The sequence below is a fragment of the Pseudoalteromonas sp. NSLLW218 genome (assembly GCF_015864775.1).
Lineage (GTDB): Bacteria > Pseudomonadota > Gammaproteobacteria > Enterobacterales > Alteromonadaceae > Pseudoalteromonas.
The window spans coordinates 1-996 of record NZ_JADYWO010000033.1 but is presented as its reverse complement, the minus strand read 5'-3'; the positions used below and the strand labels follow the sequence as shown (position 1 = coordinate 996).

The 996-nt window shown below is 33.9% G+C and carries 2 protein-coding genes; both read right to left on the bottom strand.

Translation table 11 applies throughout. The annotated features are described in order from the left end of the window. Window positions 1-322 (bottom strand): transposase (locus tag I6E80_RS20640; protein WP_197186322.1); only part of this gene is annotated, 322 nt, incomplete at its 3' end. A 177-nt stretch (window positions 323-499) separates the two neighbouring features. Then, a partial coding sequence (locus I6E80_RS20315) for a hypothetical protein (protein WP_231616836.1) occupies window positions 500-996 on the bottom strand: 497 nt, incomplete at its 5' end.

Genomic DNA, 996 nt, shown 5'->3' with positions numbered 1-996 from the left:
TATTAAATTCACGCAGTAAACCTGTGAGTTGATTTTTAAGCGCTACTTTTTGTTTAACACTGTGCTCTCTCAATTTGAGCATTGATTGCGCTTGCTGTTCATTAATTGATTTTGCAGTAATAAAGTGAACATCTGGTAACAGCGATGCTTGTAAAACAGCCAAAGCATCATTTTTATCTGTTTTTTGACTTTGACGAAAAGACATAACTAATCGCGCAGATATTAGTAAGGAATTATGACCAAGTGAAGTTGCAAATTGATGCCAATAATTAGCACTCGCACAGGCCTCAAAAATAATCGTTGAAGGACTAAGCGATACCAAGTACTCACTAAATTATTGCAGTGTCATCTCATTATTTGAGTGCACTTTATTATTTGTAGAACTACAAACTTGTATTAATTTATGAGCTAAATCGACACCAATTCTTAACTTATTCATAATTGAACTCCGAAAAATAATTTCTACTTAAGTGTAGAAGTTGGGAGTCCAATTATCTTGTTATATGCCATCTTCTTCTGCGGCACGTTGCTTTATTTTTGGTAATTGTATTTGAAAAGTTATATACACAATTACTAAAGGGAAAAAGCCAACCCAAGTTAAGTCATGGAATACCCAAAAATATGTAAACCAAGTTTGAATAACAATTAAAGTAAACAATTTCAGTAACCGAGGAAAAAGTAAAAGACTCCCCATACCTAAAACAGGAAAAGCGAATATACAATTCCCAGCCAGTGATTGCAGAAAATACCCAAAGCTTTCAGGAAACTCTAAACCAACAACAAATTTAGAATAAATGAGATCTGTGTAAAAAGGCAATAAGCCTAACAAAAGAAAATACGTTGAGAATTTTTCATCCTTTTTTATTTTATTATGTTGGCGGTTTCTCTCCGCTAATTTTTCGAGCGCATCCATTGCTGGAGATTCCTTTGCATTTAACACCCATTTAAGGGGCTGATAATAGTTTGCTAAAATGTGTAGCGAAGCGAAACTGAGCA